We start from the raw sequence: 25,179 nt of genomic DNA, 5'->3' as shown, positions 1-25,179 counted from the left end.
TCGCCGGTCTATTCGCGAGGTCAGCGCTGCAGACCTCGCACCAGGGACAGAAAACGGGCCTGCTCCGCCGGATTGTCGCGGAACATGCCGGTGAAGCGGCTGGTGAAGGTGGAAGCGCCATGCTTGGCGACGCCGCGCACCGACATGCAGGTATGCTCGGCCTCGATCAGCACGGCGACGCCGCGCGGCTTGAGGATCTCGTCGATCGCCGCCGCGATCTGCGCGGTCATGTGCTCCTGGGTCTGGAGCCTGCGGGCGAAGATGTCGGTGAGGCGCGCAAGCTTCGACAGCCCGACCACGCGTTCCACCGGCGTGTAGGCGATGTGCGCCTTGCCGTAGAACGGCATCATGTGATGCTCGCATTGCGAGGTGAACTCGATGTCGCGCACAAGCACGAAATCATCATAGCCGGCGGTCTCGCCGAAGGTGCGATCGAGCACCTCGGCCGGGCACTGGTGATAGCCCTGATAGAGTTCGTCGAAAGCCTCGACCACGCGGCGCGGCGTGTCGAGCAGGCCCTCGCGGTTGGTGTTCTCGCCGATATAGGCGAGCAGCGTCTTCACTGCCTGCTCGGCCTCGGCGCGCGCGGGGCGCGGCTGGTCGGCCCGGACGGCAGCGGCGAGGAATTCGGAAGGATCAAGCTCCGCCGGACGGCTCTCGGGCTGCCGGTCGGAGGGCTTGTTGGGGCGGATGGATTTGATGGTAGCGTCCATGTCGACTCCGTTCGACGGCCTTGCGGCCGGAGTGTCACCGGCAGACGGGGCGGCACGCCGCCGGACGCCTGAGAGAACAGTTTCGGCGAAAAAATCTGCAAGCTGTAACGCCGGCAGCAGGGTTCTGCATCACACCACTGCTGCAGCGCTGGACTGTTTTTCCGCCAGTTCCGACCCTATATAAGGCCGTGGACGGCGCACGCCAAGGCCGATCCTGCTGGACTCCATCACATGCTGAACGACATTTATAACAAGCGGATCATCGAACTGGCCGGGAATATTCCGCGGCTCGGGCGGTTGCCGGATCCCGATGCCACCGCCACCGCCCATTCCAAGCTGTGCGGCTCGACCGTCAAGGTCGACCTCAAGATGGAGGGCGAGAAGGTCACTGACTTTGCCCACGACGTGAAGGCCTGCGCGCTGGGACAGGCTTCTTCATCCATCATGGCAAGTCAGATCGTCGGATCGACTGCGAGCGAACTCCGTGAGTTACGCGAAACTGTTCGCAAGATGCTGAAGGAGAACGGCGCGCCTCCTGAAGGCAAATGGGAAGAGATCAAGTTCCTCGAGCCGGTCCGCGACTACAAGGCGCGCCACGCCTCGACGCTCCTGACCTTCGATGCCGTGGTCGATGCCATCGGCCAGATCGAGGCGAAGGCGAAGCAGCCGGCTGCGGCGCAAGGCTGATTCCGGCGGAGGTTGATCCCGGGCTCGTCGCTGGGCCCGGATATAGATCAGAGATTCCGAGGCTACTTCTGCGATGCCGCGACCGGCGTGGCCACGCGGCCCGTCGGCACCAGGGCTTCCGCCGTCTTGGTCGACTTGGCAGGCTGCTCCGGTTCCGCACCGAACCTCGCCTGGGTCTTCGGTGCAAGCTCCGCCATTGCCGGCGCGGAGATATCGACATGCGGCAACACGTCGGCCACGAGATCCGTCGTCACGAGATTGGTAAGCTTGAGCTCGCCCGCATCGAGCTCGTGCAAATCTTCCCACGGCGGGACGCTGAGCGCGAGCGACAGCAGGTCGCCGGCACCGCCCATGTCGAACGTGTATTTGGCGAGCCGGCCGATATCGCGCTCCACGATCATCAGGTCCTGCGCGCTGTAGCTCGCGGCCTTGGCATCGTCGGCGCGATCACCCATCCAAATCTGATGGACCCGCACATGGGCCGCTTCCGGCACGTAGCGCTTCTTGCCCGCCAGCAGCAGGAACACGCACATGGATTCGCAATAGGCCTCGGGCGCGACCGCCGGCCGAACCGTCTGCCCGCCGCGGGTCTGAACGCTGATACCGACCGTGGTCAAAAGTCCGAGATTGCGAAAGCGCCGGCCGAGCGTGATCGCGTCGTTGACGGAACCGCCACTGGAATCGAGCACCACGGTGGCGCCGCCGAGCTGGCGCCCGCGGGAAAACTCTTCGAAGTCCTTGGGCGTATCGGCGGTGATGATGCCGACCGCACTGACCCACCCGCGGCAATTCGGCTCGCAGGCGACCCAATTGAACTTCATCGGCAGCTTGCGCTCTTCGAGGGCAGCACCGGCCCGGGCCGACGACCCGAGCGTCGCGACGGCGCCAGCCAGCACGACTCCACAAGCAGCGGTTCCTACCAGCAACCAGCCGCGAAGTTTGAGCGACTTCAGAAGTTTCAAACTGGTCCCTTCCCCAAGCCCAAAGCAATAAGCCAAAGCCGATTCAGGCAAGCCCCGTTCTGACGTTCCATGAGTCTCACATGGGCGTCACAAAAATGGTATCCGGGGGAATACAGATCGTCCATAGGTACTTGCTGCACTGCTCCCAAAAAGCACGCAAAATATGGCGTGCAAACAACAGCTTACAGTTCCCTGCATCGGAACCACGCAAAACCTCGCCTACGATCTCAGCAAAGCGCCCATGAAGCAATCAGCCTGCGAGCACTGTTCCAATTCCGTCGCGGGCGCGCTCCGGCTTCCGCGCAGATTCGGCCGCGCGCTGATCTGGATCTACCGCCACACGCTCTCGCCCTTGGTTGGCTACAACTGCCGGCACCTGCCGACCTGCTCCGCCTATGGCGACGAGGCGATCGAAAGGTTCGGGCTGTGGGCCGGCGGCTGGATGACGCTGGCGCGCCTGCTCCGTTGCAACCCCTTCGGCACCTCGGGCATCGACAACGTGCCCCTCACCGCGCCACAGGGCGCGCGCTGGTACTCGCCCTGGCGCTACGGCCGCTGGCGCGGTGTCAATGCATCCTAAGCACGGCGCGGCGCCTCACGCGTCGCTACCTTGAGTGGAACCGAAATTCTCCCCTCGCGTTGATGTGACGCTCCCGCGGGAGGAAAAACAATGCGCTGGAAAATCAGCCCTCATTTTCACTTCAGGTCTGGACCGGATTCGCGGATTGGTTCGCGAGGCCACGATCCCAGAACCCTCGACATGCTCGCCATCATCGTCCTCTTGATGCTCGCGGTCGGCTCCGGCTGGTATCTGGCCACGAGCACTGCCACGCCGCCCAGTACGACGGCGTTCATCGTGCCGAGCCAGAGCGTGCACTGGTAGAGCTAGACTTTAGAGGTCCAGCACCAGCCGGTCGGCATCCGATCCGGCGACGCAGATCATGAGAAAGCGTTCGCGCTCATACGGCGACAGGACGCGGTCGCGGTGCACGGGCTTGCCCTCGATCCAGCCGACCCTACAGGCGCCACAGATACCGCCGCAGCAGGACGTCGATATATCGATTCCTCCTTCCTGCAAGGCCGCCAGCATGGTCTGGCCGGCGCGAACCGGGATTTCGGTCCCCGTACGCGCCAGCAACAGCGTGAAGGGCTTTGCGTCAGGGTCGATCACCGGTGGCGGCGCGACGAAACGCTCGATGTGAACATTGGCTGCGGGCCAGGCTGCGGTCAGGCGCTCGAACTCGTCGGTCATGCCTTCCGGCCCGCAGCAGGCGACCATCGTCTGCCCCCCAACTTCGCCGACCAGCGAAGCGAGATTCGGACGCCCGGCGCAGGACGTGCGGTGCACGACGACACGCCCCTCATCGATCAGCGGCGCGAGGTGTGCGGCAAGCGGCACCTCCTCGCGCACGATGAGGTGCAGCACAAAGCCTGTATTGCCAATCTGCAGGAGGTGACGGGCCATCGACAAGAACGGCGTTACACCGATGCCACCGGCGACGAACACATGATGCGCAATGTCCGCACCCGGCTCCAGCCCGCCGCGCGGCAGTGACACGCCGATGACGTCGCCTATGCCAACCTCGTCGTGAAGCGCGCGCGAACCGCCGCGCCCATCGGCCTCGCGTTTGACCGCGATGACGTAACGCGAGTTGTCGGCGGGCTCGTTGCACAGCGAATAGGTCCGCACGAGACCGTTCGGCAGATGCAGGTCGATGTGGGCGCCGGGCTTGAACGGCGGCAGGTCCCAACGGTCGGGATCGGCCAACGTGAACACCTTGATCCCCGCACCGGCCTCTTCGATGCCGGCGACAACCGTCTTGATCGTCGTTATCGGCCGTGCGCTCATGCCATGTTCCGCACGGTGTCGCCGACCCTGACGATGCCGCCTTGCAATATCCTGCAGTTGAGGCCCGAGCGGTTGATGAGCGGATCGAAGATCGCCTTGCCGGTGATCTCCTCGATATGCCGGCATGGGATCGATAATCGGGTCGCTTCCAGCAAGGTCTCACCTAACCAGAAGCGGCGGCCGACCAGATGGTTCAACGGCACGCCCTCGACCGTCACGTTGCGGCGATGCTCCTCGGGACCGAGTTCGATTCCCGCGTCGCGCTTGAGCGCAACCAAGGTTTCGAGCTCGAACAAGGTGACCTGCCTGCCCTCTTCGGGCTTGTGCGAATAAAATCCTTCCTCGCGCCCGATCATGTAGCGGTCGCCTTCTATCCCTTGGCCGGCGACGAGAACGAGGTGCTCCATCGCGCGCATTGGCAGGAACGCGCGTGGAGCGAGATGGAGGAAGCGGACCAAGCCAGTCCAGCCGAGGCGTGCTGTGCTATCGGCCGAGCCGGCGTCTATCTCATCGAGCATGACAAAATCCTTGTGAGAAGCGACGGCGCGCCGCCGGCAGCGGCGCGCCGCGGGATCAGGTCAGTTCCTTGTTCGCCATTTCCGGCGCGAACGTGGTCGCGGTCGCCGTGATGGCGGCGCAGCCAATCAGCAGCAGCGAAACCGGCCAGGTGGCGCCGCCACTCCAGCCCATCAGAGCCGCCGCAATCAGCGGCGTCAATCCGCCACTGATGGCGGCCCCGACCTGGAACCCGAGCGAGGCGCCGCTATAGCGCAGCCGCGCGGAAAACAGCTCGGAGTACCAGGGCGCGCCGATGCCGAACATCACCATCTGCCCGAAAGTAATCGCCACCACGATGGTCCAGATGACGATGGTGGGATCGCGGGTGTTGAGCAGCCAGAACAGCGGAAAGGCAAACAGCGCCGAAAACAGACAGCTTGCATAGAACATCTTTTTGCGGCCGACGATGTCGGACAGCCAGCCGAACAGCGGAATGGCGAGCAGCGCGACCAGCGATGCCGCGAAGGCGCCGTTCAACACCACCGTACGAGATAAGCCAAGATTCGCGGTGGCGTAGGACATCACGAACACGCCGCCGATGCTGGCATAGGCGATCTCCGAGATCTTCAGTCCGACCGCGGTAAAGAAAGGACGGCGGTGATGCCTGAAGATCTCGACCAGCGGCAGACTTGCGACCTCCTTTTTGGCCTGGACCTGGCGGAAGGCCACGGTCTCTTCCATGTTGAGGCGGATGTAGAGACCGACGCCGACCAGCAAGATCGAGATCAGGAACGGAATGCGCCAGCCATAGGACATGAACTCACTTTCTGGCAGGCTCGCCACCAGCGCAAACACGCCGATCGCGGCGAGATTGCCGATGGGATTGCCGACCTGCACCATGCTGCCGAGCAGGCCGCGGCGGTGCGTCGGACAATTCTCCACCACCATCAGCACCGCACCACCCCATTCGCCGCCGAGGCCAATGCCCTGGAGGAATCGCAGGCCGATCAAGAGCAGCGGCGCGGCGATCCCGATCTGCTGATAGGTCGGAAGCAAGCCGATCAGAAAGGTGCCGATGCCCATCACCATGATCGTGATCGCGAGCATCGCCTTGCGGCCCACTCTGTCGCCGTAGTGACCGAAGATCGCGGCGCCAAGCGGTCGCGCCAGAAAGCCGACCGCATAAGTGCCGAAGGCCGCGATCGTGGCGAGCGCGGGGTTGCCGGCAGCGAAGAAGACCTTGTTGAAGACCAGCGCGGTCGCCGTGCCGTAGATGAGGAAGTCGTACCATTCGACCGCGGTGCCGATCACGCTCGACCACACGATCCGCCGCAAGCTCGCCGCCTCGTCCGGGGCTACGTTCAGGGTTACGTCGTCTGCTACGGTCATCGATGTCTCCAAAAAGTACCGGCGCCAGGGAAAGCAGTTGGTTCTGTCCGCGGAGCCCATCGGCAGCCCGGACGGTAAAAATCGATCATGTTTACTGTTGGAAATCAACGGCGCGGAACGCGGCAAATGCCGTCCGGAGCGGCAAAGCACGCTTATTGCCCTTTAAATGAGCTGTTTAGGCGATAAACCAGAGTCTTTGCTTACAATATCTGCGACCTTGCTCTAAATTTCTGCGCATATGTTTTCCTTTGGAATACAGCTGGCGCGTACACGGAAGGGACAGCGCGCACCCGCCGGACTGGCAGTCGAGCGGCATCTGTTGCAAAAGAGACGTCAGCAATTCGGGAGACTCATGCGTGCTTGACGTCAGCAAAGCGGCAGCCGTCGGGGCCAACATTCGCCAGGCGCGGATCGCCAAGGGCCTGACACTGGACCAGCTTGCCAAACAGAGTGATCTCACGCGCGGCTATATCTCGCTGGTCGAGCGCAACCTGAAGATCCCTTCGCTCGCCGCCCTGCTACGGATGGCAGCCGCGCTCGAGGTCAACGTCGCGACCTTCTTCGACCCGAACGCCGAGCCCGCGCCGCGCTACACGCTGTTCCGCCGTGAAGGCGGCAGCGTGCCGCTGTTTCAGGACACCTTTGGCGTGGTGCCACTGGCAACCGGCCGCACCCGCAAGATGATGGAGCCGTTCCTCCTGAGCCCGCCGCACAAATCGGCGACGCGCGCCTCGCATGCGGGCGAGGAGTTGCTGTTTGTCATCAACGGCAAGATCGCGATCAAGCTCGACGGCGAAGAACTCGTCCTCGGCAAGGGCGATTGCCTATATTTTTCAGGCGAGACACCGCATGAGGTCAGGAGCCTCGGCCGACAGAAGGCGGAGGTCCTGGTTGTGGTCGCCCAGAGCCCGGCGGCGTAACGCCGGCCGAGCACCAGGTTTAGCGGGACCAGAAAAAGCGCCCGGGTGGCGGCGGGACCGGCTCGGGCGGACGTGGCCGCTTCGGACGCGGTGGTTTCGGCGAGGGCTCGGCGGACGAGGTGGTCTCCGCGCCGGGCGCTGTCTCGCTTCCCGGCACCTTCACCGCCAGCAGCAAGTTCGATTCATGCATCCGCCAGCGGTAGCCGACGCCGAAATCGATCGGCCGGGCGCGCGTGAACAGCGCGGCGTAACGTTCCTGGTAGCGACCGGGAAATTCGCTGATGGGTCCGAGATAGCGGCCGAACGGGAAGAAGCGCCATTGCCGCGAATTGTAGTTCGAAAGCGGAATGCCGGAATCGTCCTGGACGATGGTCGCGCTGTTGGCGAGCAACCAGTCGCGGGCGACGGTGAAGTTGCCGGAGTGCAGCAGATAAGACGCACTCTTGATCAAGCTGTTGCCGGGGCCGAGCGTCTCGCAGAACTTCAGGAAGCCGGCTGCGCGTGCACCTGAATTGGAGAGATCGGTCGAGAAATAATATAGCGTGCGCGCCTCGCCGTCGGGGCCCGCAAAGGTGATGCGGGCGCCGCGCGTCGCGTTCGGTCCGGGGTTGTCGTTGCCGACATGCATCCCGCCCTTGTCGTCGAGTGCAACCATTTCGACATTGCGGATGGTCTTGCCGGAGCGGACGAGGAAGACGTAGAGGATCGGCAAGGTGCCGTTGACCTGGTTGGTGTGCAGGTCGACCTTCATTTGCTTGGTGATGAAGAAGGAAAAACTCAGGATCGAGCCGAGCGAGCGCTCGACATTGTAGAGCGCGGCGCCGACCGAACCGCGTGGCAATCGCGTCAGGTCAGCCACCGCACCGACCGGCTCCAGCGCGCCGAGCACGTAAGTGCTGGCCTTCGAATAGAAGGCGTTGGCGTAGAGGAAGTCGGGGCCGCTGAACAAATAAAACATGGTCGGTCTGGGCGCCGCCAGATTGACGTCGGCCCAGTTGCGGATCTTCGAGAGCTGGCGCTCCTCAAGCTGGGCGAAGGCGCCGTCGAAGAATCTCGCGTGGCGCTGCCAGCCCGGGTCCTTTGTGAGCGGCACCAGCGGCGAATCCGCCGAAGGCTGCATGCCCGCGAGGAAGCGCGCGGTGTCGTCGAAGGTTGCCTCGGCAGCACGTGCGGACGGGACGGCCGCAGCCAGCAAGGCGAGAGCCACGGCCGCAATTCTCATGGGTCGAAACATGTCTATTCGCGATTGTGTGACGTGCCAGCGGCGACCGGCCGCCTGCGGAAAACAGCATAAATCAACAGGCCCGAGAGCATGACGAGCATCCCCGACAGCGATTGCACGAGCCGCTCGGTCAACAAATAGTACATCATGAACCCGGTCACGAGCAGGAAAACGAGCGGCGTGAACGGGTATCCCCAGGCACGATAGGGCCGCGGCAAATCGGGATCCGTGATGCGCAGCTTGATGACGCCGGCGACCGTGAAAAACGAGCAGAACAGCAGCGCGAACTGGATGAAGTCGAGCACGGCCTCGAAGCTGCGCGTGAACAACAGCAGATTGGCGACGGCGAGCTGAAACAGGATCGCATAGGCCGGCGCGCCGCGCACCGATCTCTGCGAGAACACGCGCAGCGCCGGAATGTCCTCCCCCATCGTCATCATCACGCGCGGGCCGATCCACATCATCGCGCTGATCGAGGAGATCAGGCCGAAACAGATCATCGCGCCGACGATCCGGCCGCCGAGATTGCCGAAAATCGCGCTGCCGGCGACGCTGGCGACGTCGAGCTGACCCGCGAGCGCGCCGACCGGCGTCGAATGGAGAAACACCGCATTCAGCGCGACGTACAGCACGAGCACGATCAGCGTGCCCGCGAGCAGCGCGCGCGGCAGGTCCCGCTGCGGCATGTTCATCTCGCCGATGATGTAGGTTGCGGCATTCCAGCCCGAGAAAGAATACATCACGAAGACGAGCCCGATCGCGAAGGGCGCGCTGACGATATGCGCGAGATCGCCCGCCTGCGGCGTGAAGGCGATCGGCTGCGGCACGCCGACAATGAATCCTGCAACCAGGAAGGCAACGATCAGCACGACCTTCAGGATGGTCGAGATCAACTGGAAGGTCGAGGAGTGCCTGACCCCGGTCAGTTGCACGAGCGAGACCAGCCACACCACGGCGATGGCAAGCGGGATCGGCGGCACACCGGGCACGACCGATTTGGCGTATTCGCCGAAGGCCATCGCGGCGAGCGCGACGGGTGCTGCAAAGCCAACGGTCGCCGACACCCAGCCGGCGAGAAAGCCGAAGGCGGGATGGTAGGCACGGCCGAGGAAATTGTATTCGCCGCTCGAGCGCGGAAACATCGCGCCGAGCTCGCTGTAGGAGAATACCCCGCATAGCGCGACGATGCCGCCTACGGTCCACAGCAAGAGGATCGAGAAGCCTGAGGGGATGTCCTTGACCTGGAAGCCGAGACTGGTGAAGACGCCGACCCCGATCATGTCGGCCACGACGATGGCGGTTGCGACCAGAACGGAGACCCCCGACCCGCGTCCGGTCAGCCGGCCGGTCCAGGGTGCAGTACCCGCATCTGATGCCGTCATCGCCGTCCTCAACCTCAGGCGTCACGCCTCGTGGGAAGCATCGTGCAGTTCGGTCCAGTCAATTCAAGCAGGGTTAACAAGGGTTAAATGAGGCGAGGCCAAATCGGTACTGCAGCACCATTAATGCACGATCCGGACAATAAAGCTTCGTAAACACCGGGACATCCCGCTTCCCTCCCCCACAATCACGACACGATTGCGTGGTCCCTTTGAGCGTTCCGGATGTGGGGAAGTTTCTCCGGACACTTAACGTCGCCTAAACGCCCATCGGCTCAATTGCCTTAATGATTGCCGATGGACTTGTGGTCATGACTTGGGGTCATGGGTGAATGGTCGGGGCCGTTCCGAAACCGAGAGCTGACATCCGCGCCGACCGGACCACGTCCGGCGCACGCGGTCGTGCGCTCCGGACCGCTCTGATCTCAGCCTTGGTGCCGTTGTCGCTGACGCTGGTTCAATGCGGCAAGGCGCCCAATCCGGCAGCGCTCGCGGCGAACTCGCAGGCCAATGTCCAAGGCAACGTCCCAGCCAACGTCCAGGTCGTCGCGAAGACAAGCCAGCAAGTCGCAAGCGGCGACACGTTCGAGGATCGCTTCCCGGCCCCCCAGTTCAAGGAGCGCTTCCCATCCGCGAGCGAGGGTTTTCTGCAACGGCAGATGTCCGACTTCTCACCCAAGCGCGCCGTGCAGCAGCAGCCGGAGCAGGCGCCCTACAAGGTCGCTTCGCTCGCGCCGCAGGCCCCCTACCAGCGTCCGCCACGCGAGGACCTGACGACGCTCGTCAGCATGAAATCGTCAGCTTTCCCCTATTTCGGCAACAACCCTGCCTCCGACGCGCCATTCCTCAACATCTCCAAGGGCGACCGCCGCGGCCACCGCAGCTATTCCGGGCGCGTGTTCTGGCAGGACGAGACTTACAACGACAACCGCGTCTTGATGCACGTGCCCGAACATTTCGACGTGCGGAAGCCAGGCGTGATCGTGGTGTTCTTCCACGGCAATGGCGCGACGCTGGAGCGCGACGTGCGCGACCGCCAGCTGGTGCCGCAACAGATCACCGATTCCGGCGCCAATGCCATCCTGCTCGCACCGCAGATGGCGGTCGACGCCGCCGATTCCAGCGCAGGAAAATTCTGGCAGGCCGGCGGCCTCAAGCGCTTCATCGACGAGTCGGCGAACCATCTCGCCCGGCTCACGGGCGATCCCAACAGCGCCCGCGCCTTCGCCAACATGCCGATCGTGATCGTCGGCTACAGCGGCGGCTTCCTGCCGACCGCCTGGAGTCTCGAGGTTGGTGGCATCAGCGACCGCGTCCGCGGCGTCGTGTTGCTCGACGCCGTCTATGGCGAGATGGACAAGTTCGCCTCATGGATCGAGAGCCACCGCTCCGGCTTCTTCGTCAGCTCCTACACCCGCTACACCGCGCGGCGCGACCGCGAACTGATGAGCACGCTGCGGCAGAAGGGCATCACCGTCTCCGAAGACATGGACGGCCCCTTGCGTCCGGGCAGCGTGGTGTTCGTCGAAACCGGGGACGGCATCACCCATCGTGACTATGTCAATCGCGCCTGGACGCAATATCCGCTCAAGGACGTGCTGGTGAAGATGTCAGCGACGCCGGCACTGGCGCTGACGCGCGTCGCAGCTACGGCGTCATCCGCATCGAGTCGCTGATTGGACGTGACTCGCTAAGCCTACGTCTGTCGCTCAGCTCTTTGGCAGCTTCGGAATGCTCTCGGCAAACCCATTGAAGCAGGCCAGCCGTTCGTCCTCTTCCTTGAAGAAACGGCAATCGGCGTAGCCCTTGGCCTTCGGCGGCTTCGGTTTCGGCGTCGGCGCGATCACGGCGTCGTAGCAATTGAGCCGGTCCTTGGTGCCGTCATCGAGGTCGAGGCAAGCCTGGAGCCGCGCCGCGATCGATTGTGGCTTGCCCTTCGGCGCGGCGGCCGGCTTGGCCGCCGCCTCCTTGGTCCCCGCCTTGGTGCCCTTGGGCTTGACCTGAACCAGCGGCTTGTCCCCGACCATCGGTGGTGGCTTGTCGGCTTGTGCAAACGCGGAGGCTGAATAGAGCACCGCGACAACCGCCAGAATCATCCTCATTTCAGTCAACCCTCTTTGGTCCCCATGCCTCGCCTTCTAGCGCTCCCGCGCGCGATTTGCCAAGCACCTTGCGCACACGGACACGCTTCCGTTCAGGCCGGGGCGGCAGTTGCCGGCCGGGGCCGGGTCAGGACCACCAGGATCAGCGCGACCACGACGAAACCGACCGCGACGAAGCCGAGCGTATGCAGGAGCCCGCGGGCGAACAACAGTCCGCCGACGGCAGAGCCGACCGCCTGGCCGATATAGAGGACGGAGGTGTTGAGTGCGACGGTCGCGGATGCCAGCGACGGTGCGGCCGAGACCAGCCGCACCTGCTGCATCGAATTGGTCGAGGCAAAGCCGAGGCCCCAGATCGCGACCGCACCCGCCATCAACGCGAGCGTGCCGGCGCCGAGCGCCCAGCCCGTGATCCCCGCAAGCAGCAGGCAGGTGAACAACAGCGAGGTGCGATAGGGCCCTGATGTGTCGACGATGCGGGTCGCGATGACAACGCCGAGGAAGCCACAGACGCCATAGAGAGCGAACACCAGGCCGATCGCATCGGGCCCTGCGCCGGTCAGCTTGTTGAGCAGCGGCCCCATGAAGGTGAACACCACGAACTGCCCGGACATCTGCAACATCGTGATCGCAAGCAGCAGCAGGATGGTTCTGTTGCGACCGACCGCGCTCCAGGTCTTCAAATCCACCGGCGACCCCTTCAAGCCCGCCGGCAGCCGCATCAGCAACAGCAGCAGGCTGACGCAACCGAGCGCGCCGATCCCGCCATAGGCCGCGCGCCAGCCATAGCGGCTGGCGATGAAGGTGATCAGCGGCAGGCCGACGGCGGCAGCGAGCGACCAGCCGAGAAAGATGTAGGCAATCGTGCTGCCGCGACGCTCCACCGGCACGATCAGCGCCGCCGTGCCGGCGGCCTGCGGCGTGTAAAGCGCGCCGACCGCGAGCATCACCAGGCGGATGACGAGGAGGCTTGCATAGTCGGGCGCAAAGGCCGAAGCGAGGTTGCCAAAGGCGAGCACCGCCAGCGTCGTGGTGAGCAGCGCCCGGCGCTCGATGCGGCTGGTGAGCCAGGCCGTCAGCGGCGAGCCGATGCACAGGATGACAGCCCCGAAGGTGATCAGGAGCGCGGCCGCATGGATGCTGACGTCGAGCCCCGTCGCCAATTCCGGCAGCATGCCGGCCGGTGCCAAGACCGAGCAGCCGGTGACGAGATTGCCGAGCATCAGGGCGGTTGGCGCGAAACGGCCGGCGCGTGCATTTTCCATGCAAACGCATGTAGAACCGCCTTGCAACCAGTTAAAGGGCATTGCCCGGAATAGTTCGTGCAGCGCCCCCGCTTTTGCGCGCCGTTTTCTTGGAAATGCCGGATTGCGCAGGCCGAATCGCCTGATATATCGCTCGTTCCCGCTTACCTGCGCTCGTTCGCAGGAGTGAGCCTCAGGAGACATGCCATGACCGACCAGCCCACGGACCAATCCAAGGACCAATCCAAGTCCGAGCAGCCCAAATCCGAATCCGGCTTTCAGTACAGCCTCAGCAATTTGAGACCCGTGACCCCGCCGGAAAAAATCACCCTCACCTTCCCCGACGGCGCCCGGCGCGAATACGCCAAGAGCATCACCGGTCTCGAACTCGCCAAGGGTATTTCGCCGTCGCTGGCCAAGCGCACGGTCGCGATGGCGCTCGACGGCGTGGTCTCCGACCTCGACGATCCCATCGAAGCCGATGCCAGGATCGAGCTGATCAACCGCGACGATCCGCGCGCGCTCGAGCTGATCCGCCATGACTGCGCCCACGTGCTTGCCGAAGCCGTGCAGACGCTGTGGCCGGGCACGCAGGTCACCATCGGCCCCGTGATCGAGAACGGCTTTTATTACGATTTCTTCCGCAACGAGCCGTTCACGCCGGAAGACTTTGCCGCGATCGAGAAAAAGATGCGCGAGCTCATCGCGCGCGACAAGCCTTTTACGAAGGAGGTTTGGGATCGCGAAAAGACCAAACAGGTGTTCCGCGACAAGGGCGAGGCGTTCAAGGTCGAGCTGGTCGACGCCATTCCCGGCAACGAGCCGATCAAAATCTATTACCAGGGCGACTGGTTCGATCTCTGCCGCGGCCCGCACATGACCTCGACCGGCAAGGTCGGCAACGCCTTCAAGCTGATGAAGGTGGCCGGCGCCTATTGGCGCGGCGACAGCAACAACCCGATGCTGACCCGCATCTACGGCACGGCATTCGCCAAGCAGGAGGACCTCGACGCTTATCTGAAGCAGATCGAGGAAGCGGAGAAGCGCGACCATCGTAAGCTCGGACGCGAGCTCGACCTCTTCCACTTCCAGGAGGAAGGCCCGGGCGTCGTGTTCTGGCACGCCAAGGGCTGGACCATCTTCCAGCAGCTGATCGCCTATATGCGGCGACGCCTCGCCGGCGACTACAGCGAGGTCAACGCCCCGCAGATCCTCGACAAGTCGTTGTGGGAGACCTCCGGCCATTGGGGCTGGTACCGCGAAAACATGTTCGCGGCGCAGTCGGCCGGCGAGGAGGCCGAGGACAAGCGCTGGTTCGCGCTGAAGCCGATGAACTGCCCCGGCCACGTGCAGATCTTCAAGCATGGCCTGAAGAGCTACCGCGACCTGCCGCTGCGGCTCGCCGAGTTCGGCGTGGTGCACCGCTACGAACCGTCCGGCGCGATGCACGGATTGATGCGCGTGCGCGGTTTCACCCAGGACGACGCGCACATCTTCTGCATGGAGGATCAGCTCGCCGACGAGTGCCTGAAGATCAACGAGCTGATCCTGTCGACCTACGCCGATTTCGGCTTCACCGGCGATCTCACGGTGAAGCTGTCGACCCGGCCGGAGAAACGCGTCGGCACCGACGCGATGTGGGATCACGCCGAGCGCGTGATGGCGACGGTGCTGCGCGAGATCCAGTCGCAGAACAATCACATCAAGACCGAGATCAATCCCGGCGAAGGCGCCTTCTATGGGCCGAAGTTCGAATATGTGCTGCGCGACGCCATCGGCCGCGACTGGCAGTGCGGCACCACGCAAGTCGACTTCAACCTGCCGGAACGGTTCGGTGCGTTCTACATCGACCACGACAGCGGCAAGAAGCCGCCGGTCATGGTGCACCGCGCGATCTGCGGTTCGATGGAGCGCTTCATCGGCATCCTGATCGAGCACTATGCCGGCAACTTCCCGCTCTGGCTGTCGCCGGTGCAGGTGGTGGTCACCACCATCACGTCGGAAGCCGACGAGTACGCCAAGCAGGTGTTGGAGCAAGTCCGGCGTGCGGGACTTCGGGCCGAGATCGACCTGCGCAACGAAAAGATCAACTACAAGGTCCGCGAGCATTCGCTGGCCAAGATTCCGGCACTGCTCGTGGTCGGCAAGAAAGAGGCCGAGACGCAGTCGGTCTCGATCCGCCGGCTCGGCAGCGACGGTCAGCAAGTGACGACGACGGCGGAGGCCATCGCCGCCCTCGTCGACGAGGCGACCCCGCCGGATGTGAAGCGGAGCCGCGGCGCGGCCTGACATCTGAAATCGGTCTAAACTCGCTTTCGGTTGCGGGCGTGCATTCCTATGTGGGGACTGCACGCCCGACGACCAGCCGAAGAGGAAACCGCAGTGCCCGATGCCATCGAACTCCTGAAGACCCGCCGCTCGGTCAAGCCGCGCGAGATGTCCGGACCCGGCCCCTCCCCGGCCGAGCTCGAGACCATCCTCACCATCGGCGCGCGCGTGCCCGACCATGGCAAGCTCGCGCCCTGGCGCTTCATCATCTTCGAGGGCGATGCGCGCCAGCGCGCCGGCGAGGTGATCGCGAAGGTGTTTGCCCGGAAGAATCCCGGCGCGGCGGCGGCCGATGTCGAGACCGAGCGCAAGCGCCTCACGGATGCGCCGCTGGTGATCGGCATCGTCAGCTTCACCAAGCCGCATCCGAAGGTGCCGGCCTTCGAGCAGGAATTGTCGGCCGGCGCCAGCGTCATGAACATCGTCACGGCCGCGACCGCGCTCGGCTACGGCGCGTGCTGGCTGACCGGCTGGTTCGCGTTCGATCGCGACGTGCTGGATGGCCTCGGCCTCAAACCGGACGAGAAACTCGCCGGCTTCGTCCATATCGGCAAGCCGACCAGGCCGAGCGAGGACCGTCCGCGACCGGTCCTTTCCGAAATCGTGACGCGATTTTAATCGAAGGCGTGTTGACGCCTTCGACGTCTTGCGGCTTTGATCCCGGCAAGGGAGGAAGCCCGGATGAAGCGTCGTGAATTTCTGGTCGGAGCCGCGCTGCTGGCCGGCACGATGGCGCGGGCCCGCGCCGCCGACATCCCCGCTCCGTCGTCCGAGGGGCTCGACCGCATCACCGCGTACTTTGACAACGAGGTGACGAGCGGCCGGCTGCCGGGCGCCGTGGTCCTGGTCCAGCAGCACGGCAAGCCGGTCTATCTGAAGACTTTCGGCGTGCGCGACACCAGGACGGGCCTCGCGATGACGCCCGATACGATCTTCGCCATCCACTCGATGACCAAGCCGGTCACGTGCCTTGGCGCGATGATGCTGATCGACGAGGGTAAGCTCGCGCTCACCGACCCGGTGTCGAAATACGTTCCCCTCTTTGCCGATACCAAGGTGGGACTTGAGGTCACCAATCCCGACGGCACGTTGCATCTGGATCTCGTGGCGCCGATCCGTCCCGTCAACATCGAGGATCTGCTGCGGCACACCTCCGGCATCAGCTACGACTACATCGGGGGCAAATGGGTCGAGCAGGCCTACAAGGCCGCCAATATCTTCGAAGGTCAATTCGACAACAGGGAATTCGCCCAACGCATCGCGAAGCTGCCGCTGGCGCGGCAGCCGGGGACCCTGTGGCGCTACGGTCATTCCACCGACGTGCTCGGCAGCGTCATCGAGATCATCTCGGGCCAGACGCTGTACGCATTCCTCAAGCAGCGCATCTTCGATCCGCTCGGCATGAGCAGCACCAAGTTCGCGCTGGCGACCGAGGACGAGCTCGCGCGGATGGCGCGGCCGCTGCCGAACGACAACATCCTGCTCGCCGCCGAGCGCGAGCGCCTCGACCATCCCGAATGGCAGTCCGGCGGCGGCGGGCTGCTCTCGACCATCACCGACTATCAGCGCTTCGCGCAGATGCTGCTCAATGGCGGCGAGTTCGACGGCAAACGCTATCTGAGCCCCGCCGCGTTCAAGGCCATGACGACCGATCACGTCGGGCCGGGCTCGGGCGTCGGACGCGATTACTTCTATTTTCCGGGCGACGGCTTCGGCTATGGCTATGGCCTCGCGGTGCGGACCGATCCCGGCAACGCCAGACCGCCGCCGCCGGGCTCGCTCGGCGAGTTGAAATGGGACAGTGGCAGCGGCACCTATTTCGGCGTCGATCCCAAGCTCGACATGGTCTACCTGCTGATGCAGCAGACCCAGAACGAACGCAGCCGCATCACGCCCGCCTTCAAAGCGCTGGTCTATGATTGTTATCCGTCCGAGTTACGCCGCCCGTGAAGCACGCTGGCCGAAATCGGCGAGCAGCTTTGCGATCTCGGCCGCGGGCCGCGCAGCGCTGAACAAGAAGCCCTGCACTTCGTTGCAGCCTTCGGCGCGCAACCACGCGAGCTGATCCTCGGTCTCGACGCCTTCCGCGGTCGTGGTGATGTTGAGGCTGCGGCCAAGCCCCGAGATCGCGCGAACGATCGCGACGCAATCGGGCCGCCCTGCCAGATCCTTGACGAAGGAGCGGTCGATCTTGATCTTGTCGAAGGGGAAGCTGCGGAGATAGCTGAGGCTGGAATAGCCGGTGCCGAAATCATCCATGGAGATGCTGACGCCGAGCTCGCGCAACTGATGCAGGATGGCGAGATTGGCGTCGGTCTCGGCCAGGAAGATCGACTCAGTGATCTCCAGCTCGAGCCGCTTCGGCGACAGGCCGGACTGCGCCAGTGCCGAGATCACGACCTGAACCAGATTGCGGCTTCGGAACTGCGCCGGCGACAGATTGACCGCGACCTTGACGTCGACGGGCCATTTCACCGCCTCGGAGCAAGCTACGCGCAGCACCCACTCACCAAGCTGGGTGATCAGGCCGATGTCCTCGGCGACCGGAATGAACTCCGCCGGCGAGATCATGCCCTTGTCGGGGTGATGCCAGCGCAGCAGCGACTCGAAGCCGGAGATGCGGTCGGAGGCGATCGAGACCAGCGGCTGGTAGTGCAGCTCGAACTCGCCATTGGCAAACGCGCGGCGCAGATCGAGCTCCATGTCACGGCGCTTCTGCGCCTGCAGATCCATCTCGCGCTCAAAGAAATGATGCACGCCGCCGCCGTCGGATTTCGCCCGGTACAGCGCCATATCGGCGTTGCGCATCAACTCTTCCGACGTCGTACCGTCGCCCGGCGATAGCGCGATGCCGATGCTGGCGCCGATCACCATCTCCTGACCGTCGATCTCGTAGGGCGCCTTCAGCAGGTCGATCAGCAAGCCCGCGCAGGCGCTGGCCTCGTTGGGCGTGACGTCGGCCGCCAGGATCACCGCGAACTCGTCACCGCCGAGCCGGGCCGCGAGATTGGCGCCGCGGACCGCGGTGCTCAGACGGGTGGCAACCTCCTTCAACAGGCGGTCGCCCACCGGATGGCCGAAGGAATCGTTGACGTTCTTGAACAGGTCGAGATCGAGGTAGAGCACGCCGACTCGCTTTTCGCTGGCCTGGTCGAGCGCCTGCTTCAAGCGCTCCTGGAAATATTCGCGGTTCGGCAGATCGGTGAGCCCGTCATGGTGCGCCATGTGGGCGATCCGCGCCTCGGCCTTGCGCCGTTCGGTGATGTCGACCACCGCGACCAGATATCCGTCGCGATCGTCGAAGGCGACGCGGCGGCCGAAGGTCAGCACCTCGATCTCGCTGCCGTCGGCGCGCAGATGCCGCCAGTTGCGCGAGGAGTGATAGGCGTCGCCGACGCGTTCGAGCGCCTCGGCGTGGCTGCCCCATTCGTCCTGCGGCCAGATTTCGTGCAATTTCATGCGCAGGAAGGTGGCGCGGCTGTAGCCGTAATGCTGGACCGCCGCGTCGTTGACGCTGAGAAACTGCTTGCTCGCGGCGTCGAACACCCACATCGGCATCGGGTTGTTGTCGAACAGCAGGCGGAAAGAGGCGTCGCGCCGCTTCAACACAGTGACATCCGAGATCGTCAGCGAGACCACGTCGGCAAACGCGGTGGCGCTCAGCCGGAGATGGCGTCCGTCGCTCTCGATCTCGAGCTGCTCGCCGCGACCGCCGGAGACGGCCTTGAGCAGGAAGTCCATGACTTCAAGCGAGGCCAGCAGCGTGTCGCCCTCGCCGATGCGGCGCCACAGCAGGCTCGCCCCTTCGGCCTTCAGCAGCCGCGCCGCACTCTTGTTGTGGTGCACGACCTGGAGATCGAACGGCTTGCCACCCGCGTCTCGCAGGGTCGCCAGCGAGACCACCGCGTCGTCGGTCGAAGCGAAGATCGCGTCCAGGAGATTGTATTGCGCGCCGCGTTCGTTGATGTAGGCGCCGACCAGCGTCGCGCCCCAGCGCGATGCGGTCGGAAGCGCCAGCACATCAAACGTCCTGACCATGCCGTCGCGCACGCAATGGGCGCTGGCCAGGTGTGGCCGCCCGTTGGCGAGCGCGCTCGCCGCGGCTTCCAACAGCGCGGTAGCGCAATCGGGCGAGAGCGCGGCAACCGGGATGTCCCAGCGCTCTTCGCCGAGCCATTTCTGCACGTAGCGTCCGCTGCGCGACAGTTCGAGCGCGCCGTCGCCCTTGAGCAGCGCGATGTGGTCGGCGAGCCGTCCCAGGCTGCCGAGCATCACGTCCTCGTAGCGCGGCAGCCGTTCGCCCGGCTTCAACGCGGCACGCCATTTGCGCTGAAGCACCGGGATGTCGTCGAACATTTCGGCGGCCGGTTTTCCCGACACTTTCTTCACGGCACTCATGGCAGTCCCCAACGCACTTTCCGCTGCATCCAATGCAGCCGCGCTTAACGGCGTGTAAAGAGCGCACGAGCGCGGGTTCCGTTCGGCGATTATGACAGTTTAAAGTCGGGCGTTGGTTAGTGGGCGTTAGAGACTGTGACGGTTGTGCGAAGGCGTTGCGTAGGAGGCGCGTGAGACCGAAGCTTTGGCGCACCGCTGCATCAGCATCGTCATTGCGAGCGCAGCGACGCAATCCAGAATCTCTCCGCGGCGGCAGACTGGATTGCTTCGCTGCGCTCGCAATGACGGAGTCTCTGGGCGGCAGCGTCACGCTTCCATTCACATTTTCGATCCCAGACGCACCTTCGCATCCTCGCGGCGCATTCGCCCGAGCTTTGCTTCGATGCCTCACCCTCAAATGAAAAGAGGGCGCAGGGAAGACCGGGTGCCGGCTGGCACCCGCGGTCCACTGTGCGAAATTGTCGTAAGAACAATGCACAGCGGCATACAGGTGAAGCCTGAACATCCGGCCTTCCCTGCGCAGTGGCTTTACGGCTTATGTCGCGCTCTCCCCGGGGAGCGATGCACTATTGCCCCCGTCGCCTTGCGGATGGCTGATGCGTGTGCCCGGTCGGGCAACCCACATCACCGCAACACTTGGCGCACAGACCCCGGGCGCCAGGACCACACGATTTCGCCGTACGCCGATCACACCGGTCGTGTGCGCGACACTTTCGCTCACGGTTGCCCGCCCTGCGAAACCCTTCGCGCCGATGTGACTAACGTCCACCGCCGTCCGGCCCGCGTTCGTGACGATCGCGATACGCCCCTCTTCCTTGGGCCGGAGTGAGGCGAAATATACGCAATTCCGAAATTCGGTAAAGTGGAATATTTTAAGCCACGCGGGTTGACCGGCAGCTTGGGTGTTTTGCCCGACGGGCAACGCGATATCTTGTAGCCCGGATGAGCGAAGCGACATCCGGGATGTCTCCGCGAGCGCCCCCGGGTATCGCTTCGCTCACCCGGGCTACGAGACCTACCGGACTGCACGCGAGTCGCGACTAGTCCTCGCTGGACGTCGCCAAGCGATTGCGCAGATGGGCCTGCGACAACAGGAAGAACAATGCGCGCTCGCCATGATATTTGGCGGACGGCCGGGTGCGCTCGAAGCCATCGGCAAATTTCTTGCCGGATTGGTCGCACACCTGCCACCGCCAGCCGAACCGCTTACGCCTGGTGAGGATCACTTCGAACATGCCGACGAGCTTGGCCCCTGCTCCTTGCCGGTCTCGCAGACGCACGAGCTTGCTCCGGCCTCCCCCGTTGGAGTGATGCCCGACATATAACGCGGCAGGATGGAAAGCGAATAAAATTGATTATCGGAAATAGGTATCTTGCACCGGCTGTGAGGAAGTCGCGGCGCCGCCGGAATAAGCCGGCGGTGCCGGTGTTGATCGGTCCTGCTTGGTAGCGCTGACAAAGCTACTCAAATCGCAACACCAAACGGAGCAGCGGAGAGCATCTGCTTTGCACACGGGACTGGCGGTAATGAGATATGGGGGATCCGTGCGCTGAATGAGAAGCGTTCACCAGACACGGAGATCAGCGTCAGGCCGCATGCGGTATCACCGCTCAAGCACTACCGCGCGACGACTTCCACCTCGCCGTCGACGCCGTTGACGACGTTGAAACCGCGCTCGTAGACCTTGCCCTCGTTCTTGGCGATGGCGCGGTATTCGCCTTCGGAGAGCACGACGCGCGGAAAGGCGCCGATCGATTCCTTGATGACGTCGCCCCCCGGGGTCAGCACCGACCAGGCAGTGTTGGCGAGCGCTTCGCCGCCCCTGTCGCTGACGAGCTTGAGCGTGATGACGGCGGCGCGGTGGGTGATGGTGACGTCGGTGAGCTTGCTGGCCTGGACGCGGATGTCCGAGCGCACCACCGAATTGGCGTCGCCGTAATTCGAGATGATGTAGTAGGTGCCCTCCGGCAGGAGCACGACGTCACCTGCGGCGACGTTCGGCACCAGGGAGGCGCGCTCGCCGGATTCGAACTGGCTGCCCTTGTAGATCGCGAACGAGATCTGGTTCTGCGGAATGCGGCTGGTGCCGACGCGGCCCTCGATGCGCAAGCCGCCGGCGGGCAGCACGAAGGATTCCCGGTCGGTTTCGGCCTTCAGGCTGACGGTGCGCACCGCGCTGACCAGGCCAAAGGCGACGTGCACGACGTAATTGCCGGGCGGCAGCACGATGTTCGGCGTGGCATTGCGGTCCTCGCGGATCAGCTTGAAGGTGCCGTTTTCGTCGGGACGATCGGCAAACACGCGCCAGACCAGGCCGCTGGTGATCGGCGGGGTGTCCTTGCCGTATTTGGCCGTCAGCGACAGCACGCCCTGTCCGGGCACGGCCGCGTTGAGCGGCGGGGCGGACGGCACGGTCGTGACCGCGGGCGGCGGCATGCTGGGCGTGGTCGGCTGCAACAGGGTCGGCGGCAGGCTCGGTGGTCCGGCACCCGGGCCGGAGGGCGGCGCCAGGCTGACGGCACCGCCGGGATCGGGCACTGAAGCCGGCGGTACCGGCGGCGGACGATCGGAGAAAAGCTGCGCCTGCGCAGCATTTTGGCCAAGGGTATAGAGGCAGGCAGCAAGGACCAAGGCCGGCAGCAGCGATGCGCTGCGCCGCCATCCGATGATGCCGTCACCCCCGAGAGTCATGCCACCTGCTTTTCACCGAAAACGCGGCAAATTCAAGCCTCTGTCCCCCTGAGAAATACGGCCCGACAGGTTTTGGAACCCGGTTGACGCCTGCGTGATTACCCGAGAGGCAGCCGCGCCTCGCCATACTCCTGCCCCGCGCGCTTCCCAAACCGGCATAAACCATGCTTCGGCCCGGTTCTGGCGGAGCGCGAGTACGGTGCCTAGTCTGATGGCGGGTCCCGGCGTAGGAGAGTTTCGGTGCTGGACATATTGAAGGGTCGGGGTTCGAACAGCGATAAGGTCACCGAGAAAGTCGGCCTGGGCAGCATCCGCCGGCCGGTCATCGGCCTTGCGCTTGGCGGCGGCGCGGCGCGCGGCTTCGCTCATATCGGCATTATCCGGACCCTGCTCGCCAACGGAATCGTGCCCGACGTCGTGGTCGGCACCTCGATCGGCGCGGTGGTCGGCGGCCTCTATGCGGCCGGCCGGCTCGATACGCTGGAAGAATGGGGCCGCAGCCTGCAAGGGATGCGCAACATCCTCGGCTACCTCGACATCCGCCTCAACGGCTCCGGCCTGATCGGCGGCGAGAAGCTGGCGACCCGGCTCGAGGCCGCCTGCGGCCAGAGCCAGATCGAGGACCTCCCGGTCAAGTTCGCCGCCGTCGCGACCGAGGTCCGCACCGGCCACGAGATCTGGCTGACGCGCGGCCGCGTGGTCGACGCGATGCGCGCCTCCTACGCGCTGCCGGGCATCTTCTCTCCGGTCCTGATCGGCGATCGCTGGCTGGTCGACGGCGCATTGGTGAACCCGGTGCCGGTCTCGGCGGCCCGCGCGCTCGGCGCGGAAATCGTCATCGCCGCAAATCTTTCCAGCGACATCTTCACCTATTCGACGACGGTCTATTCGCACGGCGCGATGCCTGAACCGGTGATCCCCGCGGCCGAAGAGCCGCCGTCAAAGCGGCGCTTCCCGAGATTCTTCTCGCCCGAGAAGACGGTGAAGCGCGAGTTCTTCGGCGGCGGCAGCGCCCGGCCCGGCCTCTCCTCGGTGATGGTCGACGCCTTCAACATCATGCAGGACCGCATCACCCGCGCCCGCCTCGCCGGCGATCCGCCCGATATGCTGATCACACCGCGGATCGGCCAATTCGGCTGGTTCGATTTCCACCGCTCCGAGGATCTCATTGCCCTGGGCACCCGCGCTGCCGAGCGTGCGCTGGAGTCCATCCAGGAGGCCATCCACGAGCTGGCGCCGGCGCCCGAGGGCACCGCGCCCAAAGCCGACCAGCAGGCCTGATCAGGCGGTCTTGATGTAGTCGCGCAGAGCTTCCTGCTCGGACTCGTATTCCTGCACCCGGCGCTTGACGATGTCGCCGATCGAGATCAGGCCGACCACCTTGCCATTGTCGACCACGGGCAGATGGCGGAACTTTCCGGTGGTCATCATCTCCATGAGCTCGGCGACCGTGTCGGTCTCCTTGCAGGTGACGACCTTGCGGGTCATGACCTGAGCGACCGGCTCGTCGAGCGCGCCGGCGCCGCGCTCGCCGATCACCCGCACGATGTCGCGCTCCGACAGGATGCCTTCCAGCCGGCTCTGGTTCATCACCAGCACCGCGCCGATCTTCTTCTCGCCGAGCAGTTTGACCGCGGCCGCCAGCTTCGCGTCCGGCTCGACGCTCATGATCTGGTGGCCCTTGGTGTTGAGAATCGAACGTACCGTCATTGTCGCCTCCCTGAATCGGAACCGTCCGCTGTTCGCGGTCCGGACTTGTTCTTCGAGTCTTCAACTAACAGTTTCAGCGCCGGTTTCACGCTCAGGCGCTTTGCGAAGCATCGCCTCTAGCGGCCTGTCGCTTCGGAACATTCTTCTCGGGAATGATGGATGAATTCGGGCGGCGCCGCAAGCGCCGGTTCAAATACGGCCCGAAATGTCCTGCGATGACGCATCCGCAGCATCGCTTCGCACGCGCGGCACGGGATCGAACAGCGTGAACAGCAACAGGCCGGCAAGGAAGCCGCCGATATGCGCCTGCCAGGCAACGCTCGTGGTCTCGCTATCGACGCCGATCGCGCCGACGCCGAAGACGATGTTGACGCCGAACCACACCGCGAGGAAGCCGAGCACCCGCCCGTCGCGCAACGCGCGCGACAGCGGCAGCGCCGGAACTCTTGCGGCGGTATCGGCATCCGATCGGCTGAATGACAGGAAGCTGCCGCGAACGAAGGCGAAGCGGATCGCCGCCGCCATCGCGCCCGACACCGAGGCCGAGGCGCCGATCATCGGCGCCACCGCGTGCTCGTGGGTGACGAGATGGGCGAGTGCGCCGGCCGCCGCCGTCACCGCGAGGAACAGGAAGAACCTGATGGCGCCAAAGCGCCGCGCCAGCGCGCTGCCGAATGGCAACAGCCACAACACGTTGAAGCCGATATGGGTGAGATTGGCGTGGAGCAGCGAATAGGTGACGAAGGTCCAGACCTTGGCGCCGGCCCCGCCGGGGATCTCCAGATTCAGCAGCGAGGAATCGTAACGCTTGGGGATGAAACCGAAGACGTCGATGGTCCAGTTCTCGAGCTCCGGCGGCAGCAGCACCCGCAGATGGATCACCGCGAGCAAGAGGATATAGGCCGTCAGCGCGAACGGCAGCGTCAGGATCGGCTCGCGCGGAGCCTCCTCAACGACGGCCGGCACTGCCAGCGAAGCATCTTGCGACGGAGGATCTTGCGGCGGAGAATTTGGCGGGGAATCCAAGGCGGCTTCGCTTTCAGGCGCGATCGACAGGCCTTGGAGATAGTCGCCTTTGCCCGCCCT

23 protein-coding genes are annotated in these 25,179 nt (G+C 64.4%); 9 read left to right on the top strand and 14 right to left on the bottom strand.

Features of this window, described 5'->3' with window-relative positions; genetic code table 11:
• Positions 1 to 20: 20 nt before the first annotated feature.
• Positions 21 to 713, bottom strand: a complete 693-nt coding sequence (gene folE / locus BRA1253DRAFT_RS36535) for a GTP cyclohydrolase I FolE (protein WP_007602630.1) — start codon at positions 711 to 713, stop codon at positions 21 to 23.
• Between the two features lie 231 nt (positions 714 to 944).
• Here folE and BRA1253DRAFT_RS36530 point away from each other — a divergent pair, with 231 nt between their 5' ends.
• Positions 945 to 1,400 (top strand): iron-sulfur cluster assembly scaffold protein, encoded by a 456-nt coding sequence (locus BRA1253DRAFT_RS36530; RefSeq protein WP_007602629.1) that lies wholly within the window; start codon positions 945 to 947, stop codon positions 1,398 to 1,400.
• A 62-nt stretch (positions 1,401 to 1,462) separates the two neighbouring features.
• Here the strand turns inward: BRA1253DRAFT_RS36530 and BRA1253DRAFT_RS36525 are convergent, their stop codons facing one another.
• The gene (locus tag BRA1253DRAFT_RS36525) at positions 1,463 to 2,362 is read right to left on the bottom strand and encodes a hypothetical protein (protein ID WP_007602628.1); all 900 of its coding nucleotides are present in this window, start codon (positions 2,360 to 2,362) and stop codon (positions 1,463 to 1,465) included.
• Between the two features lie 241 nt (positions 2,363 to 2,603).
• Between BRA1253DRAFT_RS36525 and yidD the strand changes: the two genes are divergently transcribed.
• Positions 2,604 to 2,942: a membrane protein insertion efficiency factor YidD gene (yidD, locus tag BRA1253DRAFT_RS36520; RefSeq protein WP_035994626.1), complete on the top strand. Its 339-nt coding sequence runs from the start codon at positions 2,604 to 2,606 to the stop codon at positions 2,940 to 2,942.
• A gap of 90 nt (positions 2,943 to 3,032) precedes the next feature.
• Positions 3,033 to 3,245 carry a hypothetical protein gene (locus BRA1253DRAFT_RS36515; RefSeq protein ID WP_007602626.1) on the top strand — a complete coding sequence of 71 codons (213 nt, stop codon included), beginning with the start codon at positions 3,033 to 3,035 and terminating at the stop codon, positions 3,243 to 3,245.
• 9 nt (positions 3,246 to 3,254) lie between these two features.
• Here BRA1253DRAFT_RS36515 and BRA1253DRAFT_RS36510 read toward each other — a convergent pair whose 3' ends face one another.
• Genes BRA1253DRAFT_RS36510 through BRA1253DRAFT_RS36500 form a run of 3 tightly spaced genes read right to left on the bottom strand, consistent with a single transcriptional unit; the run spans position 3,255 to position 6,098 of the window.
• A complete protein-coding gene (locus BRA1253DRAFT_RS36510; RefSeq protein ID WP_007602625.1) occupies positions 3,255 to 4,211 on the bottom strand; it encodes a PDR/VanB family oxidoreductase in 957 nt (318 codons plus the stop codon).
• Positions 4,208 to 4,729: an MOSC domain-containing protein gene (locus BRA1253DRAFT_RS36505; protein WP_007602624.1), complete on the bottom strand. Its 522-nt coding sequence runs from the start codon at positions 4,727 to 4,729 to the stop codon at positions 4,208 to 4,210. The genes BRA1253DRAFT_RS36510 and BRA1253DRAFT_RS36505 overlap by 4 nt, the downstream gene beginning before the upstream one ends.
• Before the next feature lie 55 nt (positions 4,730 to 4,784).
• On the bottom strand, positions 4,785 to 6,098 hold the full coding sequence (locus BRA1253DRAFT_RS36500) for an MFS transporter (RefSeq protein ID WP_007602623.1): 1,314 nt from the start codon (positions 6,096 to 6,098) through the stop codon (positions 4,785 to 4,787).
• A gap of 356 nt (positions 6,099 to 6,454) precedes the next feature.
• Between BRA1253DRAFT_RS36500 and BRA1253DRAFT_RS36495 the strand changes: the two genes are divergently transcribed.
• Positions 6,455 to 7,018, top strand: coding sequence for a helix-turn-helix domain-containing protein (locus tag BRA1253DRAFT_RS36495; RefSeq protein WP_007602622.1), 564 nt, complete (start codon positions 6,455 to 6,457; stop codon positions 7,016 to 7,018).
• Positions 7,019 to 7,037: 19 nt separating this feature from the next.
• Here the strand turns inward: BRA1253DRAFT_RS36495 and BRA1253DRAFT_RS36490 are convergent, their stop codons facing one another.
• On the bottom strand, positions 7,038 to 8,252 hold the full coding sequence (locus BRA1253DRAFT_RS36490; protein WP_088941232.1) for a hypothetical protein: 1,215 nt from the start codon (positions 8,250 to 8,252) through the stop codon (positions 7,038 to 7,040).
• 2 nt (positions 8,253 to 8,254) lie between these two features.
• Positions 8,255 to 9,622, bottom strand: a complete 1,368-nt coding sequence (locus tag BRA1253DRAFT_RS36485; RefSeq protein ID WP_007602618.1) for an APC family permease — start codon at positions 9,620 to 9,622, stop codon at positions 8,255 to 8,257.
• A gap of 329 nt (positions 9,623 to 9,951) precedes the next feature.
• On the opposite strand from BRA1253DRAFT_RS36485, the gene BRA1253DRAFT_RS36480 reads away from it, so the two are divergent.
• Positions 9,952 to 11,295 carry an alpha/beta hydrolase gene (locus BRA1253DRAFT_RS36480; protein WP_007602614.1) on the top strand — a complete coding sequence of 448 codons (1,344 nt, stop codon included), beginning with the start codon at positions 9,952 to 9,954 and terminating at the stop codon, positions 11,293 to 11,295.
• A gap of 33 nt (positions 11,296 to 11,328) precedes the next feature.
• On the opposite strand, the gene BRA1253DRAFT_RS36475 is transcribed toward BRA1253DRAFT_RS36480, so the two are convergent.
• Positions 11,329 to 11,721: a hypothetical protein gene (locus BRA1253DRAFT_RS36475; protein WP_007602613.1), complete on the bottom strand. Its 393-nt coding sequence runs from the start codon at positions 11,719 to 11,721 to the stop codon at positions 11,329 to 11,331.
• 92 nt (positions 11,722 to 11,813) lie between these two features.
• Positions 11,814 to 12,986, bottom strand: coding sequence for an MFS transporter (locus BRA1253DRAFT_RS36470; protein ID WP_007602611.1), 1,173 nt, complete (start codon positions 12,984 to 12,986; stop codon positions 11,814 to 11,816).
• A gap of 186 nt (positions 12,987 to 13,172) precedes the next feature.
• Here BRA1253DRAFT_RS36470 and thrS point away from each other — a divergent pair, with 186 nt between their 5' ends.
• From thrS to BRA1253DRAFT_RS36455, 3 genes are all read left to right on the top strand, one after another.
• Complete coding sequence (thrS, locus tag BRA1253DRAFT_RS36465) at positions 13,173 to 15,254, top strand: threonine--tRNA ligase (protein WP_007602610.1); 2,082 nt, start codon at positions 13,173 to 13,175, stop codon at positions 15,252 to 15,254.
• 93 nt (positions 15,255 to 15,347) lie between these two features.
• Positions 15,348 to 15,911: a nitroreductase gene (locus tag BRA1253DRAFT_RS36460; RefSeq protein ID WP_007602608.1), complete on the top strand. Its 564-nt coding sequence runs from the start codon at positions 15,348 to 15,350 to the stop codon at positions 15,909 to 15,911.
• A 63-nt stretch (positions 15,912 to 15,974) separates the two neighbouring features.
• Positions 15,975 to 17,243: a serine hydrolase gene (locus BRA1253DRAFT_RS36455; RefSeq protein ID WP_007602606.1), complete on the top strand. Its 1,269-nt coding sequence runs from the start codon at positions 15,975 to 15,977 to the stop codon at positions 17,241 to 17,243.
• On the opposite strand, the gene BRA1253DRAFT_RS36450 is transcribed toward BRA1253DRAFT_RS36455, so the two are convergent.
• The 3 genes from BRA1253DRAFT_RS36450 to BRA1253DRAFT_RS36440 form a co-directional block, all read right to left on the bottom strand.
• Entirely contained in the window at positions 17,229 to 19,691 is a 2,463-nt protein-coding gene (locus tag BRA1253DRAFT_RS36450) for a bifunctional diguanylate cyclase/phosphodiesterase (RefSeq protein ID WP_007602600.1), read from the bottom strand. The genes BRA1253DRAFT_RS36455 and BRA1253DRAFT_RS36450 overlap by 15 nt on opposite strands.
• Positions 19,692 to 20,731: 1,040 nt before the next feature.
• Positions 20,732 to 20,971 (bottom strand): hypothetical protein, encoded by a 240-nt coding sequence (locus tag BRA1253DRAFT_RS44790; RefSeq protein WP_007602597.1) that lies wholly within the window; start codon positions 20,969 to 20,971, stop codon positions 20,732 to 20,734.
• A gap of 338 nt (positions 20,972 to 21,309) precedes the next feature.
• Complete coding sequence (locus tag BRA1253DRAFT_RS36440) at positions 21,310 to 22,383, bottom strand: hypothetical protein (RefSeq protein ID WP_007602595.1); 1,074 nt, start codon at positions 22,381 to 22,383, stop codon at positions 21,310 to 21,312.
• A gap of 240 nt (positions 22,384 to 22,623) precedes the next feature.
• Between BRA1253DRAFT_RS36440 and BRA1253DRAFT_RS36435 the strand changes: the two genes are divergently transcribed.
• Positions 22,624 to 23,664, top strand: a complete 1,041-nt coding sequence (locus BRA1253DRAFT_RS36435; RefSeq protein ID WP_007602593.1) for a patatin-like phospholipase family protein — start codon at positions 22,624 to 22,626, stop codon at positions 23,662 to 23,664.
• On the opposite strand, the gene BRA1253DRAFT_RS36430 is transcribed toward BRA1253DRAFT_RS36435, so the two are convergent.
• Together BRA1253DRAFT_RS36430 and BRA1253DRAFT_RS36425 are read right to left on the bottom strand one after the other, a co-directional pair.
• Positions 23,665 to 24,093 (bottom strand): CBS domain-containing protein, encoded by a 429-nt coding sequence (locus tag BRA1253DRAFT_RS36430; protein ID WP_007602592.1) that lies wholly within the window; start codon positions 24,091 to 24,093, stop codon positions 23,665 to 23,667.
• A gap of 189 nt (positions 24,094 to 24,282) precedes the next feature.
• Entirely contained in the window at positions 24,283 to 25,119 is an 837-nt protein-coding gene (locus BRA1253DRAFT_RS36425; RefSeq protein ID WP_035995689.1) for a rhomboid family intramembrane serine protease, read from the bottom strand.
• Between the last annotated feature and the right edge of the window lie 60 nt (positions 25,120 to 25,179).

This window comes from Bradyrhizobium sp. WSM1253, assembly GCF_000244935.1.
Classification (GTDB): Bacteria; Pseudomonadota; Alphaproteobacteria; order Rhizobiales; family Xanthobacteraceae; genus Bradyrhizobium; species Bradyrhizobium canariense.
Note: the sequence above shows the minus strand (reverse complement) of the source record. Positions and strands in the feature narration are given on the sequence as shown.